Below are 13369 nucleotides of genomic sequence, written 5' to 3'. Positions count from 1 at the left end.
GGCCCGATACCCCCTATCGCTCGCCTTCAGCCTGTTCCGGCGCGGGACCCTTTCCACCACCCGACGAGGGCATGGGACCGGCCACCAGGACCGGGTCCAGGCGTTCGCTGAAATGATTCATGCGCCAGTCCAGGTGGGCCCCGGTGACCCGCCCGGTGGCGCCCACCTCGGCGATGACGTCGCCCTGGCGGACCCGCTCCCCCTCGGCCACCAGGATGCGTTCCAGATGAAGAAAGGTGGAGGACACGCCGTGGCCGTGGTCCACGATGAGGGTGCCCCCGGAGAAGAACATATCCTCGTGGACCAGCGTCACCACGCCGCCGGCCGGTGCCCGCACCGGCGTACCCGTGGGGGCCGCGATATCGATGCCGTAATGGGGCCGGCGCGGCTCGCCGTTGAGGATGCGCTGGGAGCCGTAGACCCCCGTGATGATACCCTCCACGGGCCACTGGAAGCCGCCGAGGAAATCGGTACGGGGGGCGTCCCGCCGCCGGGCCTCGCGGGCCTGCCTGGCCTCCGCCCGGATACGTTCCAGTGCAGCCGCCGGGGGGGTTACCTTGCGCGGCGGCAGGCCGTCGATGCGCTGGATCTCGTAGTCCCGCTGGCGGATGGCCAGGCGCCGCTCCTCCGTGCCGCCGTCGGCATGGGTTACCCGGATGACCCCGGCAGCCGGCGCGTCGCGTCCCAGGCCGAAGACGAAGACGCCCTCGTCCGATACCCGCAACGGCCGGTCGTTGAAGGCCACCCGGGCCCCGGGGTCCACGCGGCCCTGGACCAGCGCGCCCTGGACCAGGGGCCCGGACAACTCGAGGGCCGTGGCGGCCATCGCCGCCACTCCCAGGGCCGCGCCCACCAGCCCTTTCACGAAATTTGTCATTGGATGACCTCGCTCTTTGACCCCACGTGGGCCGCTTCGCCGGCACCGCCGGACGCCGGAACTTTGTATCGGCAACCAAAAGGCCCTATGTTATCGACCGGCCGGCGCCGTCAGGTGCTAAATTTACGTCCCAGGATGACATGATACGCAGTCGCCGGCCCGGCACCTTCACCCCGGCGTGGACCGGCGTCAAGGCTCCGTTCAACGGCCCCCGGCCCCAAACCATGTAGTGGTTCGATGATCATGCCCAGAGAAGAAGAGAAACTGCCGCCAGACTACAAGCCCAGCCCCGACGAGGAGTATATGAACCCGCGCCAGCTCACCTACTTCCGCGGCAAGCTCCTCGAATGGCGCCAATCCCTGCTCGACGAGTCCCAGCGTACCCTGGAGCACCTGCGTAACGAAGGCGAAGGGCGTTCCGTGGGAGACGAGGCGGATCGGGCCAGCCAGGAATCCGACAACATCCTCGAACTGCGCACCCGCGACCGCTACCGCAAACTGGTGCCGAAGATCGACGCGGCCCTGAGGCGCATCGACGACGGCAGCTACGGCTACTGCGAGGACACGGGCGAGGAGATCGGCCTGGCCCGCCTCGAGGCCCGTCCCATAGCCACATTGTCGGTGGAGGCCCAGGAACAGCGGGAGAAGAAACAGCGCCAGTACAACACCGAGCACTGAGGACGAGCCGGCCTGCCGTAGCCCCAGGCCAGGCAGCAGGGGTGGCGTCACGGCCACGAGCAGCGGCGGCCAAGCCGCCACCATAGCGCCGTAGCCGGCCTCTTCGTGTAACGCCGACTCCAAGCCCCGTCCTACACCGGGGACCGTGCGCTCGCTCAGGGGCTTCCCGAGCCCCGCGGCAGCCGCCGGATCACGCCGCGCCACCCCCTCCACGGTATTCCACGCCAGCCGGCCGCCGGCCGTGTGGACCCGGAGCGGGTCCGCCGGCCCCTCGAGGTACAGGGGGCCCGATATGGCCGCGCCCGTCTCGCCGGCGCAGCGTTCCAAGGCCACCAGCCAGCCGGGCCCCACCACCACGTCGTTGTCGATGAACACGCAGTACTCGTGCTCCGGGGCATGGGCGAGGCCCACGATTCATAGCGTTGGGTCGATGGAAATAATGGAAAACATCTAGTAGACCCAATGGCGCACGTCCCTAAACTCCTGACTACATCCTAAGCAGGACGGCAGGGTCCCGACCCTGCCCCGAGGGGGTCAAGTGTCCCAAGACATCGCGATTTCACCCGGCTATCTGTTGCTCATCGCCCCCGCGGCGATGCTGCTGATCGCCGCCCTGCCCGCCGCCCTGGCCGCCCGGCGTCCCGTGGCCATGGGCCGCCTGGTGCAGGGCGCGGCCGTGGCCGGCCTGGCCGCCACCCTCGCCGCGGCGCTGTGGGCGGAGTTCGCGGCCCCATCCCTGCCGTCGACCCTGGTGGTGGCGGGCCGGGATGCGGGCAGCCTGCCCCTGGCCCTGTCGGTGCTGGCCGACCGCCTGACCTTCACCATCCTCGGCCTGGTGGCCCTGCTGGCCACCATCATCGCCCGCTACAGCACCAACTACCTGGCGGGCGAGGCGGAGCAGGGGCGTTTCTTCCGCTGGCTGGCCCTGACGCTGGGTGCCTTCATGCTGGTGGTGATGGCGGGCAACCTGCTGATGTTCGTCATCGCCGTGGTCGTGACCGGTACCGGCCTCAACCGCCTGCTCACCCACTACCGGGAACGGCTGCCGGCGCAGATGGTGGCCCACAAGAAGCTGCTCTTCAGCCGCGTAGCCGATGGCTGCCTGCTGGCCGCGGCACTGCTGCTCGCGGCGGGCGGGGGGGACGTGTCCTTCGAGGGCATCGCCGCGACGGCCGCGGCCTCCGGCGGCGACCTCGACTGGCAGTTCCATCTCGCCGCCTGGCTCATCGTGGCCTACACCATCCTCAAGAGCGGCCAGTTTCCCTTCCACGGCTGGCTGCTGCAGGTGATGGAGGCGCCGACGCCGGTCTCCGCCCTGCTCCACGCCGGCATCGTCTACAGCGGCGCCATCGCGGTACTGCGCACCCATGAGCTGTTGCTGGCCGACGGCCACGCCCTCATAGCCCTCGCGGTGGTCGGCCTCGTCACCGCGGTGGTGGCCTCCCTAGCCATGCTCACCCAGACCGCCATCAAGAGTTCCCTGGCCTGGTCTACCGCCGGCCAGCTGGGCTTCATGCTGCTGGAGCTGGGCCTCGGCCTGTTCGTGCTGGCCGTGCTCCACCTCATCGCCCACTCCCTGTACAAGGCCCATGCCTTCCTCTCCTCCGGCAGCATGGTGGATGTACTGAGGTCCCCCAAGGCCCGCAGCCGGCGCACCGTCGGCCCCGCCGTGTGGGCCGGGGCCGTCGCCCTCGGGGTGCCCATGACCTTCGCCATGGGCGCGGCCTGGGGCATCACCCTGGCCAATGAGTCGGCCCTGCTGGCCATCGGCACCATCGTCGCGGTGGCGGTGGCCCAGCTGCTGCTCACGGGCTGGACGACCACCGCCCCGGTGCTGCGGCTGCTGTTGGTATCGCTGCTGGTGACCGTTCTGTATTTCGGGCTCCACACCCTCTTCGCCGGCTTCTATTCCGGGGTGCTGCGGCCCATTCCCCAGCAGGTGCCGGCGGGCCAGTATGTGCTGCTGGGGCTGGTGGCGGCCCTGTTCCTCGGCCTCTCCTTCTTCCAGGCCGTGCTCATCAACCGCCCGCCCGCGCCCTGGCTCCTGCGGGTCTACGTGCACCTCTACAACGGCCTCTACACCGATCTGCCGGTGGAGCGCCTGGTCTACCGGGTTTGGCCGGCGCGTTTCCGGGACCTGCCTGGCCGCCGGGGACGGCTGAAGCCATGACCCCCTCTCCGACCCGGGTGAGCGCACCATGAACGAGCAGATGACTCCGAGCGCGGCGGTGGCCGCGGATGAGGCCCGCCGCTGGACCGATGCGGCGGTGGATACCGTATGCGAGCGCTTCGCGCCCTTCTGGCCCCTGGACGCCATGGTGGCCACCAACCCCTACCTCGGCTTCGTGGGCCGGCACTTCGACGATGCCGCGGAGTACCACCGACGCATCGTCGGGCGCCCCATGACCATGGGGCGGGCCCTGATTAAGGAAAGAATCGCCGCCGGGCACATCACCGATGCCGATCTGCAGGAGGCCCTGGCTCGCGCCGGCTCGAGCCTTGACCTCGCCGCCCTGCGAACCGCGGTGGAGGAGCCCGTGGCCGTGGCCATACCCCAGCTGCTCTACTCCAACATGCGGGACGGCCGTTACCGCCCCAGCCACTCCGCCTACGTGGTCCAGCAGACCAGCCAGTTCTGCGCCGCCTACTACGACCTCGGCCAGGCCATCTGGCCCATGCCGCGCTTCGGCGACGGCCTGTATGAGTCGTGGTGGCACTACACCCTCATCGATCGCAGCCCCCGGGGTATGGACATCCGCAACGTCCCCGAGGCCCTGCGCACCCTGCCGGCCTCGCCGCGCGATGCCATCCAGGCGGCCGTGGAGCGTATGCGGGTGCCGGAGGACCGGGTCGAGGATTTCCTCTACGTGGCCCTGGCTACCGTGGGCGGCTGGGCCAGCTACACCCGCCACCTGCGCTGGGTGGCCGGGATGGAGGGCGGGAACAACGACGACATCGTCGACCTGCTGGCCATCCGCGTGGTGTGGGAGGCCCTGCTGGTGGCCACCTGCGAGCGCCCGGCACACCTGGAGCAGTGGATGCAATCCCTCGGCTGCTGGCCGCGGCAGCTGCGCCCGGCCCAGGCCCGTGCCCTGGAGGTGAACCTCATCCTCCAGCGGGCCCTGGAGATCAGCTACCAGCGTCGGCTGGTGACGGGGCTGCGCCGGGCCGCCGGGGGCAGCCCCGCGGCAGCCTCGCCACGGCCCACGGTCCAGGCGGCCTTTTGTATCGATGTGCGCTCCGAGGTGTTCCGGCGCGCCCTGGAGACCGCCGACCCCGACATCGCGACCCAGGGCTTCGCCGGCTTCTTCGGCGTCATGGCCCGCTTCCGTCCCCTGGGTGCCGGTGGCGCGCGGGAACACCTGCCGGTGCTGCTGCCGTCCCGCTACCGCGTTTGCGAGACCGCCGGCGACCCGGGCCGCACCGAATCCGTCCTCGGCCGCCGCCGCAGCGTCCTCGGCCTGTCCAAGGCCTGGAAACAATTCAAGCTCTCCAGCGCCTCGTGCTTCTCCTTCGTGGAGTCCGCCGGCCTCATGTACCTGTTCAAGCTCATCACCGACAGCCTGGGCTGGACCCGCCCCGTGCCCCACCCGGAGACCGCCGGCCTCCGGGCGCGGGACGCCGCCGCCCTCGCCCCCGACCTCGACGCCCGCCAGCCCGCCGGCGATGGTGGCGGGGACGGCTGGGGGATCCCCCGGGGCGAGCGCGCCGACGTGGCCGCCTTCATCCTCAACGCCATGGGCCTCAAGAGCCGCTTCGCCCCCATCGTCCTGCTGGCGGGCCACGGCAGCTCCACCGTCAACAACCCCCAGCGGGCCGGGCTGGACTGCGGCGCCTGCGCCGGCCAGACCGGCGAGGCCAGCGTGCGCATGGCGGCCCAAATCCTCAACGACGGTGACGTACGCCGCGCCCTCGCCGCCCGCGGCCAGGCCATTCCCGAGGACACCTGGTTTCTGCCGGCGCTGCACGACACCACCACCGACGAAGTGCACCTGCTGGACACCGGCGCGGTGCCGGCGGCTTTGGCGCCCCGGCTGGAGAGCCTGCGCGCGGCCCTCGCCCGGGCCGGCGACATCGCCCGCCTGGAGCGCATCCGGCTGCTGGACGACGAGGTGCCGGCCGAGGCCGCCCGCGCCCTGCGGGCGGTGCGCCAGCGCAGCCGGGACTGGTCCCAGGTACGGCCGGAGTGGGGACTCACCAACAATGCCTCCTTCTTCGCCGTGCCGCGGGCCCGCACCGCCCACCTGTCCCTGGAGGGCCGCGCCTTCCTGCACGAATACGACTGGCACCAGGATACCGGCTTCGAGGTTCTCAACCTCATCATGAGCGCCCCCATGGTGGTGGCCAACTGGATCAACCTCCAGTACTACGGCTCCACCGTAGACCACGACCACCTGGGGGCCGGCAACAAGGTGCTGCACAACGTGGTGGGGGGGCGCATCGGCGTGCTGGAGGGCAACGGCGGCGACCTGCGCCAGGGGTTGGCGTTCCAGTCCCTCCACGACGGCCGGCGCTGGATGCACGAGCCCCTGCGCCTGTCCGTGTTCATCGCGGCCCCTCAGGAGGCCATCGACGATGTCATCGCCGGCAACCCCACGGTCCACGACCTGGTCGCCCACGAGTGGCTGCACCTGTTCCAGATGGACGACGCAGGCGAGGTGCACCGCCGCCGCCCGGCGGGGGGCTGGGAGCCCGCACCGGCCGAGGCGGATGCCGGCATCGGCTGAACCCGGGCAATGCCAGGCCTGGCGGCATCGCGAGGCCTGCCGATGACGCCCGCGGCCATGGCTTCGGCACGGCGGACACACCGTCGCCCGTGGCCGCTCGCTCGGCCGGTCATGCCGGCCACAACACCGACAGATACACCCCGTACAGCGCAAGCAGTGCGACGCCCTCGAGGCGGTGCAGGACGCGTCCCGTATATACTTCCCACAATACAGCAACGGGATAATCAGTACTGTAAACAGGTTCATCGCCACGTAATCGACATGGATGCACTACCTTTGACAAGGGCCTCGGTGCCGATGAAGAGCAGAACGAGGCCGAAGGCGATGTACAAGATGTCGATAGTCATGGGTATGGTCCAGGTTCATTTTCCGGCGCGTCCGCGGAATCTGCGGGTGAATTGTTCGCTCACGGCGAGGGCCAACTATATGATGCCCATGGACAAATGGTGGCGGAGTGGCGCCCCGCCTGTCGGGCTGAAGCCCGACCTACAACCCGACCTGCACAACACCCCCATTGCTCATTCCTTCGGCACGGATGTAGGTCGGGATTCATCCCGACATTCAAGCCTGCTACCCATACCTTGCGCCGGGCCGGTACCACCCGCCAGGGTTCGGTGTCGGGCTGAAGCCCGACCTACAACCCGACCTACACGACACCCCCACCGCTCATCCTTTGGCACGGTTGTAGGTCGGGATTCATCCCGACAATCGAACAGGTTCCTTGGCGTTTTTGGCGAGAGGAAATTCTTCTCTCTACACCCATGAATTCTGTTCTACGGCATTATCGTATTGCATATCTCTTAGACGAGGATGGCAACGTAGACTGTCGCCGGAACGGCAGCCTGATGCGCCAGATGGTCGAATCGACCAGGACCCACAAGGAAGGTACCGGGTACTCCCCCACCAGGGACGAGGTCGATGAGATCCTTGGTGTTTGAAGGCAGGACCTGGCTTGTATCCTTCCCGGCCCCCTGCCCTGCATCACCGACGCGATCCCCACTGTCTTTACGGCACTCGGTATGAGAGAGGATTGCCCGTGCCGGGCCGTCAGCGCGGCGCGAACCAGTTCCCTTCAGGGAAATAACGCAGGTCTTTTTCCGCCGCCACGCCGCTGAAGGCCTCCTTGAAGAAGGTGAACAGTCGATCGTTTTTCTCGGCCGGCTCGGCAAATGGCGAATGGGAGTTTTTGACCCAGGGTGCATCGGTCAAATTGACATAATAGGCGCTGTGGCTGCCCAGGTTCCTCAGATAGTGACCGAGCCTGGCTAGCTGCTCGGAACCCGCCTTGGCGCGCGACGCGCGCAGCGCATAGTCATTCTCGTTAATAGTGATATACAGGCGGTTCCTGAACTTGATTTGGTCGACCCATAGGCCGTGGTCCAGGTTATTGGTATCCGCCTGGCACAGCACGACGTTGTCGAAGGTCAGCCCGTTGCCCTCGCTGAGGGTGCTCTTCAGCAGCTGTTTCAGCAGATAGTTGCCCATGCTGTGATACAGCGCGTTGACCGTGAACGGGCAGTCCTTCTCCAGCAACTTCGCGTACAGCGCATCACGCGCCTCCGCGGCATCCGGGTGTTTCTTTGCAGCCTGTTGGTACAGCTCCCGCCGGCGCGCCTCGGTGATCAACGCCAGATAGTCATGGAGCTTGGTCAGCGCACGCTCCAGCGCCCCGGCGGATGCCCGGGCATCACGCTTGTCGGACCGGTAACTGAGGGTGCCGGACAGGCCACCGCCATCGGCCGGCCAGGAGAAGACCAATACCTCCGTGTCGTAGCGTTTCTCGAAGTACTGCGCGCGGCTGATCACGTCATGCATGTCGTTGTTGAAGCCATGGACGAAAAACAGCACATGCCTGTTGTCCTTCCTGGCACGCCGCGTGATGTCGCAGGCCGCCTTGAGACTGGCATAGTGCGGGGCATCCGGCTCCAACGGCAGACGGAACTCTTTGATCAGCGCCCGTGCCTCGGTGGTGGAGAGTCGGTCATCGAGAAACTCCACCCGCCAACCCTTGCCCTGTGCCGTAACCTCGGCCAAGCGCAGCTCGTTGGGACCGTTGTGGTTCGCCTTCTTACCGAACTGGTCGAGCCCACCGGCCGAAGCCTCCACCTCGCGATTGGTTACCACGTACATGCGCTATCCCCCTTGCCGATCCAGTCGTCCACCGTCATTCCATGCAAGCATAGCCGACGCCCGCAGCGTTCGCCCCGCCGGGGAGCAGGCAATGCAGGTGCAACCATGAAATCCAACCCTCAGCTCCGAACTATTCCCCGGCCCCGCTTCCATCACGGCGCGGTGTTTGATCCCCGGCGCCTTCTCCGTGCCTGGCATCAGCGGGCAGTGCTGGCCCAGATAGCGCTTGTCGTGGCGAGCCCGCCCGGCGCGGCCGGCACCTCGGCCAGATCCCCCTGAAGGGCCTCAAACGCCCTGTCGTCCTCAGCGAAGGCGGCGCGCATCTCCGCCTCGCGCTCGGCAAGCCGCGTGGCCAGGGGCGTCGGCGGCCCGCGCATCCCCAGAGCCTCCCCGTGTAAACTTCCTGCCATCCGCCTGCCGCTCGGTGGACTTTCGCGCGCGTGATGGCGAGGATGGGCCGACCCAACCCGCCGCGCCCCGGCGGCCCATGTTTCGCTGTAGCTCGCCCTGCGACGAGGTAAGCCGTGTCCCGAACTCTCCGCGCCGTTCTGATCCTGCTCCTCTTCTGGCCCCTGTCCTGGCTCATGTTCTGGCCCGCCTGGGCCCAGGCCGCGGGCGATGGGGCCGATCCCGGGACGCTTACCGTCTCCGCGGGGGACGGCGAGGAGATCCCGGTCGAGCGCTACGGTGACGGCCGGCATACCCTCCTCTGGCTCGCCCCCGATTACGGCTTCCGTGACAGCCACCGCGGGCTGGCCAAGGCGCTGGCGGATGGCGGCTACGCGGTGTGGCTGGTCAACCTTACCGACGCCCTGTTCCTGCCCCGCGGCCCCGATGCCCTGCGCGAGGTGGACGGCGCCGTGGTCGCCGATCTGCTGGTCGCCGCCCATGCCGCCAACGGGGGCCCGGTGGCCGTCGTCGCCGAGGAGTACTCCGCCATCCCCGCCCTGCGTGGCATCCGCGCATGGCAGCAGCGGGCGCCGGAGACAGACATCCTTACCGGGGCCGTACTCTTCACGCCCGCCCTCTACGCCGGGGTGCCGGCCCTGGGGCGCCCGCCCCCCTACGTGCCGGTGGCCCGTGCGACCAACGTGCCCATCCTGGTGATCCAGCCCGCGGAGACCAACAACCGCTGGTACCTGGACGGCCTCCTCGAGCGCCTCGGCAGCGCCGGCGCCGAGATCTATCTGAAGCCGCTGCCCGAGGTGCGTTCGGTGTTCTACTTCGAGGAGCCGACCCCGGCCGAGGAGCGCGCGCGCAAGCGCCTTGCCGGGCGCCTGCCCGGGGTCCTCGCGCTGCTGGAGCACACGCCCCACCCGTTGGCGGCGGCCCCGGAGCCGCCCGCCGAAAAGACCGGCGCGACGGGGTTGGACCACGCCCTCGCGCCCTACCGGGGCACGGTCCGCCCCCAAGCCCTGGACCTCGAGACGGCTTCCGGAACGCCGTACCGGCTGCAGGACTACTCCGGCCAGGTGACGGTGCTGAACTTCTGGGCCACCTGGTGCCCACCCTGCGTGGAGGAGATCCCGTCCCTGAACCGGCTGCGCAAGCACATGGAGGGGTTGCCCTTCGACCTCGTGTCCGTCAACTACGCGGAGGGGCCCGCAGAGATCCGGGCGTTCATGGACAAGGTGCAGGTGGATTTCCCGGTGCTACTCGACCCCGGGGGCCGGGTGGCGGCCGACTGGGGGGTGTTCACCCTCCCCGCCACCTTCGTTATCGGCCCCGACGCGACCATCGTCTACGGGGTGAACGCGGCCATCGCCTGGGACGCTCCGGAGGTCGTGGAGGCCCTCAAGGCGCTCCTGCCGAAGGGCGGCTGAGCACCGGGGCGCGCTCACCGGCCGGCTGCGTGATCCGGTCCACAGCGTGGTTACACTCCCTTTGCTCAGTGAAGCTGATTGAAGACTTCCGGATACTGCTCAGCAATACGCAACAGCGCAACCGTCGGGCCTTGCGGCTCCCGCCGACCCTGCTCCCAGTCCTAAAGGGTTCGCACGCTTACTCCCATAAGACCGGCAAAGGCTGATTGCGACATGTTCAGCTTCAGCCTGATCACCTTGGGCGGCGAGGGCTCTGAAAGCTCATGAGTCCGCAGTGCCACCTTAGCCTTCTTGAACTGCTTGATTTCATCGATACCGTCAAGAATCTCGGAGAGTAAGCCGGTTCCTTGCCGACGGTTAGGCCGAAGTTTGTGTTCTCTGTTTGCCGCCTGGTTTCCCGGCGGTGCCACAATATCTCGGCCATGCGTCGGTTCGTCCCCGGCTCCTCGCAGAACCGGACTTGGAGAGTTACACCATCCGGCTCCCAGCTTGAGTCTTCCACTTCGGCACGGGGTAGAGGATGTGGACGATGCAGGCGGTCGGCAGCCACGGACTGATGGCCTCGCCGAAGCGTTTCCAGGTCAGCGAGCGTCGCTGGCTACGGCGGTTCAGCCACTTGAACAGGTAGCCGGAGGCGAGGTAGACATAGCTCGCCACGCTCCGGCTGTTGCCGCTGACGCCGTAATACTGGATATGGCCCCGTAGGTGCCGCCGCAGGAAGGCAATCATCGCCGTCCCTCCTTTGCTGCGCATGGCCTTCAGCTTGGCATTGAGCGCCTTGAGCTTCTTGCGCTGTCGCTTGCCGTCGGTCTTGCGACCAACGACAAACCGGCCTTTCCGGCTGCGGCCCACGTAGTGGGTGAAGCCGAGAAAGCTGAAGGTCTTCGGCTCTCCCTCCCGCGCAGGGATGCGCAGGGCGGTGCTGCCGAAGCGCAGGATAGCCGTCTTGCTGGGCTCGACTTCCAGGTCGAATGCGCTCAAGCGCGCTTTCATCGCTTGATGAAAGCCCTTGGCGTCCTCTTCGTACTGGAAGCAGGCGATATAGTCGTCCGCATAGCGGATGAGGTACGCCTTGCCCTGACACTGCCGGGCATAGCGCGCCTCGAACCACAGGTCCAGTACATAGTGGAGGTAGATGTTCGCCAGCACCGGGGACACCAGCCCGCCTTGCGGGGTGCCTTCGTCGCTGGCTGTGAACACCCCATCTTCCATGATCCCTGCCTTGAGAAATCGGCGGATGATCCGCAGAAAATTCGGATCGCCTATCCGGTGGGCCAGAAACCGCATCAGGTGGTCGTGGCTGACGTGGTCAAAGAAGCCTTTGATGTCGGCCTCCACCACCCTTTGCGTCTGCTCGTTCGTGATGACTTCCGCCACCCGGCGCAGGGCGTCGTGGGCACTTCGACCCGGACGAAAGCCGTAAGAGCAGTCGCGGAATTCCGGTTCCCAGATGGCTTGCAGGATTTAGCTCAGCCGGTCCTGCACCAACCGATCCTCGAAGCTGGGGACACCCAGCGGGCGGTAGCGACCGGCCCCTTTGGGGATGTAGGTTCGCCGGGCCGGTTTGGGCCGGTAGCCCAGCCGGCGCAGGCGGGCCGACAGGTCCGCCATCCGCTCGTCCAGTCCCTGTAAATACGTCTCCTTCCTTACCCCATCCACTCCGGGCGCCTTACTTCCGTCCTGGCGCTCGAAGCTGGCGTGCAGCCCCTCGGGATCGAACAGCATCCCCATCAGGGACGTGAACCGCAACTGCGGCTCGGCACGCGCCTTTTGTGTGAAACGTTCGAGTCGTGTGCTCACGGGCATAGTCCTCTCAGCGTAGGGCCGTGTTGCCCCTCTCCCGTTATCTCAAGCCGACACCCCTTGGCTCCTCCCGCATTACCGGGACTCCTCGCTACTATGGGTGCCTCCGACTTCCCATCAACACCGCCCGCTTCCTCGCTTGTTATCGCTTGTCCACGGGTGCGCGCCTCCTGCACACCGATGATGGGATCTCCTTGGTTACCGCACATTCGCAATGTCAGGCTCGATACGGCCTCGGACTCCGGGGAGTGCCCGTCATGCTTGCCAGGGCGCATGACGGCTGTTGCCTGCTGGTGGGACAAACCCATCGGCACTCACCGACGAACTTTTCGGAGCTCCACACCTTCAAGGTCGGCTTCACCCGTTACCCTTGCACCTCGCCTGCTTTCGTACCTACGCATCAACCAGCCCGTCACCGGACTGACTGCAAGGCTCGATACCGGGCCCGTGGCTAGCGGTTACCCGGGCGGGATTCCCACCCGCTAGAATGTGCGGCATTGCCAAGCCGCTGCTGACCCCTATTATTGCACTGGAGGCCGCCCGACACCCGACACTGAGGCCGTAGAACAGGATAAAGGCCCGGGGCCTTAACCGAGGTGGGACGGCCCCGCAGCGGGGCCGCGGTTGCGCTCGTCCGGACATTGGATTTTGCCGAGAAATGGCGAGAGAATGACCACCTATCGCACGTTGCAGGGCCCGAAGACATGGACGAAAAGACCTCACCGGCCACGACCACCGCCCCGATCAGCGCCATCCCCGGCACACCGCGCCCACCCTGTGCAATACATTTCCCTATAGATCAGTCCGCGCTGGTCTGATGGGCGGCTTAGTCCAACAGACATTTATTCGCCATGGTGCGCACGGCGGATAAATGCTTATTAGTTAGCTGGAGCAACGTATGGCCATTAAAAAACGCTACGGCATTGGTATTACTGTCGTCACGCTTGCCGCCGTCATGGCTAGTCCCGCTAGGGCGGCGGACTACCAAGTCGAGTCGTGTCAGTTCATTGCGGAAGTGACCGACCCCCAGGGCAGTTCAGTCCCACCGGGCTTAGACGAACCGCTGAATTGCGATCATAAGTGTTTTTACGACGAGTTAGGACTCGATCTGCTAGATGACGAGAAGCCGAATTTACACGATATGTATTCAATCGGTTGGCGGCTTATCGATATCGAGCAGACCCAGTTCAACGGAAAACGGATTTGGACGGTCTATCTAGAGCGGCAATTTGATGGTCCGAAAAACGAGTGCGAGAGAACGTATGCACCAAAGCGGCTCGATGATACCGAGAATAATCAGGGCAACTAACTTCGCGCTTAAGGCGACTGAG

Annotated in this window: 10 protein-coding genes and 1 pseudogene; 5 read left to right on the top strand and 6 right to left on the bottom strand. The window is 66.7% G+C overall.

Going from position 1 to position 13369, the window contains the following annotated elements; all coding sequences use genetic code 11:
• Nucleotides 1–13: 13 nt before the first annotated feature.
• Complete coding sequence (locus U5S82_08805; GenBank protein MDZ7751746.1) at nucleotides 14–877, bottom strand: M23 family metallopeptidase; 864 nt, start codon at nucleotides 875–877, stop codon at nucleotides 14–16.
• A 243-nt stretch (nucleotides 878–1120) separates the two neighbouring features.
• On the opposite strand from U5S82_08805, the gene dksA reads away from it, so the two are divergent.
• From dksA to U5S82_08790, 3 genes are all read left to right on the top strand, one after another.
• Nucleotides 1121–1555, top strand: coding sequence for an RNA polymerase-binding protein DksA (gene dksA, locus U5S82_08800; protein MDZ7751745.1), 435 nt, complete (start codon nucleotides 1121–1123; stop codon nucleotides 1553–1555).
• Between the two features lie 538 nt (nucleotides 1556–2093).
• A complete protein-coding gene (locus U5S82_08795) occupies nucleotides 2094–3725 on the top strand; it encodes a proton-conducting transporter membrane subunit (protein MDZ7751744.1) in 1632 nt (543 codons plus the stop codon).
• Between the two features lie 28 nt (nucleotides 3726–3753).
• Nucleotides 3754–6282 (top strand): DUF2309 domain-containing protein, encoded by a 2529-nt coding sequence (locus U5S82_08790; protein MDZ7751743.1) that lies wholly within the window; start codon nucleotides 3754–3756, stop codon nucleotides 6280–6282.
• Nucleotides 6283–7329: 1047 nt separating this feature from the next.
• Here the strand turns inward: U5S82_08790 and U5S82_08785 are convergent.
• Entirely contained in the window at nucleotides 7330–8412 is a 1083-nt protein-coding gene (locus tag U5S82_08785) for an alpha/beta hydrolase (GenBank protein ID MDZ7751742.1), read from the bottom strand.
• 197 nt (nucleotides 8413–8609) lie between these two features.
• Nucleotides 8610–8822: a hypothetical protein gene (locus U5S82_08780; protein MDZ7751741.1), complete on the bottom strand. Its 213-nt coding sequence runs from the start codon at nucleotides 8820–8822 to the stop codon at nucleotides 8610–8612.
• A 114-nt stretch (nucleotides 8823–8936) separates the two neighbouring features.
• On the opposite strand from U5S82_08780, the gene U5S82_08775 reads away from it, so the two are divergent.
• A complete protein-coding gene (locus tag U5S82_08775; GenBank protein ID MDZ7751740.1) occupies nucleotides 8937–10235 on the top strand; it encodes a TlpA disulfide reductase family protein in 1299 nt (432 codons plus the stop codon).
• Nucleotides 10236–10300: 65 nt separating this feature from the next.
• On the opposite strand, the pseudogene U5S82_08770 reads toward U5S82_08775, so the two are convergent.
• The 3 genes and pseudogenes from U5S82_08770 to U5S82_08760 form a co-directional block, all read right to left on the bottom strand.
• Nucleotides 10301–10561: pseudogene (locus U5S82_08770) on the bottom strand (helix-turn-helix domain-containing protein).
• Nucleotides 10562–10703: 142 nt separating this feature from the next.
• Nucleotides 10704–11687 (bottom strand): reverse transcriptase domain-containing protein, encoded by a 984-nt coding sequence (locus U5S82_08765; GenBank protein ID MDZ7751739.1) that lies wholly within the window; start codon nucleotides 11685–11687, stop codon nucleotides 10704–10706.
• Nucleotides 11688–11699: 12 nt separating this feature from the next.
• A complete protein-coding gene (locus tag U5S82_08760; GenBank protein ID MDZ7751738.1) occupies nucleotides 11700–12035 on the bottom strand; it encodes an RNA-directed DNA polymerase in 336 nt (111 codons plus the stop codon).
• A 901-nt stretch (nucleotides 12036–12936) separates the two neighbouring features.
• On the opposite strand from U5S82_08760, the gene U5S82_08755 reads away from it, so the two are divergent.
• The gene (locus U5S82_08755; protein ID MDZ7751737.1) at nucleotides 12937–13347 is read left to right on the top strand and encodes a hypothetical protein; all 411 of its coding nucleotides are present in this window, start codon (nucleotides 12937–12939) and stop codon (nucleotides 13345–13347) included.
• The last annotated feature ends 22 nt before the right edge of the window (nucleotides 13348–13369 follow it).

The sequence above is a fragment of the Gammaproteobacteria bacterium genome, assembly GCA_034522055.1.
In the GTDB taxonomy this organism is placed as follows: Bacteria; Pseudomonadota; Gammaproteobacteria; order JAABTG01; family JAABTG01; genus JAABTG01.
The sequence above is the reverse complement of the archived record's forward strand: the minus strand, read 5'-3'. Positions and strand labels throughout refer to the sequence as shown.